The following is a 2,818-nucleotide window of genomic DNA, read 5'->3' as shown; positions in this document are numbered from 1 at the left end:
CGCGAGCCGAGCGCGACGCCGAGATCGTCGCGGCGGCCGTCGGCCGCGCGGGCGCCGAGGCGATCGCCGACTCCCCGGAGAACCTCCCGCCCCGCGTCGCCGATCGCTACCTCGCCCTCAAGGCCGCCGGACGCCTCTGACGCTGCCGGATGCCGCGGCATCCGCCCGCCGCCGACCAGTCGACGACGATCGCCTGAACACCCGGCGAAACCTTCGCACGCACAGGCGTCATACGCGGACACTCCGCGCCCGCTTCCTGGGAATCGCCTGTGCATGCCGATACTCTCGCGACGAGGAAAGGAGTCCGCCATGTCGGATACCACCATCGAGCCGACCACCGTGAACCGGCTGGTCGCGGAGGCTCTCGGAACGTTTCTGCTCGTCTTCGGCGGCGTCGGCGCCGCGCTGTTCGCCGCCAACTTCCCCGCCGGATCGGAAGGCAACCCCCTCGGCATCGGCTTCGTCGGCGTGGCGCTCGCCTTCGGTCTGACCGTCGTCGCCGGCGCCTACGCGTGGGGCCCGATCTCGGGCGGCCACTTCAACCCCGCCATCACGCTCGGCCTCGCCGCTGCCGGCCGGTTCGAATGGCGCAAGACGATCGGCTACATCATCGCCCAGATCATCGGCGGTGCGCTCGGCACGACGCTCATCGTGCTGATCGGCCTCTTCGGACCCGGCGACTGGCTCGCGACCGCGCAGGACGGCGGCTTCGCGTCGAACGGCTTCGGCGAGCTCTCTCCCGGCGGGTTCGGCCTCGGCGCCGCGATCATCGCCGAGATCCTGCTCACCGCTGTCTTCGTGCTGATCATCCTCGGCGTCACGAACGCGACGCGCGGGACGGCGGCCCTCGCTCCGCTCGCGATCGGCCTCACGCTGACGCTCATCCACCTCATCTCGATCCCGATCGACAACACCTCGGTCAACCCTGCGCGCTCGATCGCCGCGGCGATCTACGGCGGTGTCGGGCCGCTGGCCCAGCTCTGGGTGTTCATCGTGTTCCCCATCGTGGGCGGCATCATCGCAGGCCTGCTGCACCGCGCCCTGTTCGAGCCGAAGGGCACACTGCCCCCCGTCCGCGCAGAGGCGCGCGTGAAATAGCGCGCCGCGGATCACGTGAAGAGGCCCGCCCCCGGAGGGGGACGGGCCTCTTCGTCGATCGCGGCGACTCAGACCAGGTCGAACCGGTCGAGCTCGGTGACCTTGCCCCACGCCTTGACGAAGTCGCGCACGAACTTCTCGTTCGCGTCATCCGAGGCGTACACCTCGGCGACGGCGCGCAGCTCCGAGTTCGACGCGAACAGCAGGTCGACACGCGTGCCGATTCCCACCGGTTCGCCCGTGGCGTCCTTCGTGCCCGAGAACGCGTGCGAGCCCGGGTCGAGCGGCTTCCACGTCGTGCCGAGATCGAGGAGGTTCACGAAGAAGTCGTTCGTGAGCACGCCCTTGCGGTCGGTGAACACGCCGTAGTCGGAGTCGTCCCAGTTCGTGCCGAGCACCCGCAGTCCGCCGATCAACACCGTCATCTCGGGCGCGCTGAGCGAGAGCAGGTTCGCGCGGTCGATGAGGTGGTGCTCCTCGGGCATGAAGGCGTTGGGTCCGTAGTAGTTGCGGAACCCGTCGGTGATCGGCTCCAGGAACGCGAACGACTGCACGTCGGTCTGCTCCTGCGTTGCGTCGGTGCGACCGGGGTGGAACACGACCTCGACCTCGACACCCGCGTCCTTCGCGGCCCTCTCGACCGCCGCGTTGCCCGCGAGCACGATGAGGTCGGCGATCGACACCTTCTTGCCGTCGGTGCGACCTTCGTTGAAGGACGCCTGGACCTGCTCGAGCTTGCCGAGCACGGACGCCAGCTGCGCGGGCTTGTTGACCGCCCAGTCCTTCTGCGGGGCGAGGCGGATGCGGGCGCCGTTCACGCCACCGCGCTTGTCGCTGCCGCGGAACGACGATGCCGCCGCCCACGTGGTCTCCACGAGCTCCGAGACCGAGAGGCCGGAGGCGAGGATCTGCGCCTTGAGTGCCGCCGCGTCGTCGGCGTCGATCAGCTCGTGATCGACGGCGGGGACCCGGTCCTGCCAGAGCAGCTCCTCGACGGGGACCTCGGGGCCGAGGTACCGCTCGATGGGGCCCATGTCGCGGTGGGTCAGCTTGAACCACGCGCGCGCGAAGGCATCCGCGAACGCGTCGGGGTCGTCCTTGAAGCGGCGCGAGATCCTGTCGAAGTCGGGGTCCGTCCGAAGCGCCAGGTCGCTCGTGAGCATGCGGGGTTCGCGGCGGCCGTCGGAGTGCGCCAGCGGCACCATGTCGGCTCCGCCGCCGTTGATCGGACGCCACTGGTGACCGCCACCCGGGCTGCGCATGAGCTCCCACTCGTACGCGTACAGGATGTGGAAGAACTCGTTGTCCCAGCGGGTCGGGTGATAGGTCCACGTGACCTCGAGGCCCGACGTGATCGTGTCGTCGCCCGTACCGGAGGCATGGTTGTTCTTCCAGCCGAGACCCTGCATCTCGAGGCCGGCCGCTTCGGGGTTGTCCTCGACGTTCGTGTCGGGGGCGGCACCGTGCGTCTTGCCGAACGTGTGGCCGCCCGCGATGAGAGCGACCGTCTCTTCGTCGTCCATCGCCATGCGTCCGAACGTCTCGCGGATGTCGCGCGCAGAGGCCAGCGGGTCGGGGTCGCCGTTCGGGCCCTCGGGGTTGACGTAGATGAGGCCCATCTGCACCGCGGCCAGCGGCTTCTCCAGCTCACGGTCGCCCGAGTAGCGCTCGTCGGCGAGCCACGTGGTCTCGGGACCCCAGTAGACGTCGGCGTCGGGCT

General features: G+C 69.6%; 2 protein-coding genes. One reads left to right on the top strand and one right to left on the bottom strand.

Going from position 1 to position 2,818, the window contains the following annotated elements; all coding sequences use genetic code 11:
• Positions 1 to 309 precede the first annotated feature (309 nt).
• A complete protein-coding gene (aqpZ, locus tag EIO58_RS15595; RefSeq protein ID WP_127820278.1) occupies positions 310 to 1,098 on the top strand; it encodes an aquaporin Z in 789 nt (262 codons plus the stop codon).
• Positions 1,099 to 1,166: 68 nt separating this feature from the next.
• Here the strand turns inward: aqpZ and katG are convergent.
• Positions 1,167 to 2,818: catalase/peroxidase HPI (gene katG / locus EIO58_RS15590; protein ID WP_127820277.1), on the bottom strand; the 1,652-nt coding region annotated here is incomplete at its 5' end.

The organism is Microbacterium sp. CPCC 204701, from assembly GCF_004010105.1.
Taxonomy (GTDB): Bacteria; Actinomycetota; Actinomycetes; order Actinomycetales; family Microbacteriaceae; genus Microbacterium.
This window is presented reverse-complemented; position numbering and strand designations above follow the sequence as displayed.

Bases quoted from the DNA above. Each gene is read 5' to 3' on its own strand.
- aqpZ (WP_127820278.1), top strand. From the start codon at position 310: ATGTCGGATACCACCATCGAGCCGACCACCGTGAACCGGCTGGTCGCG.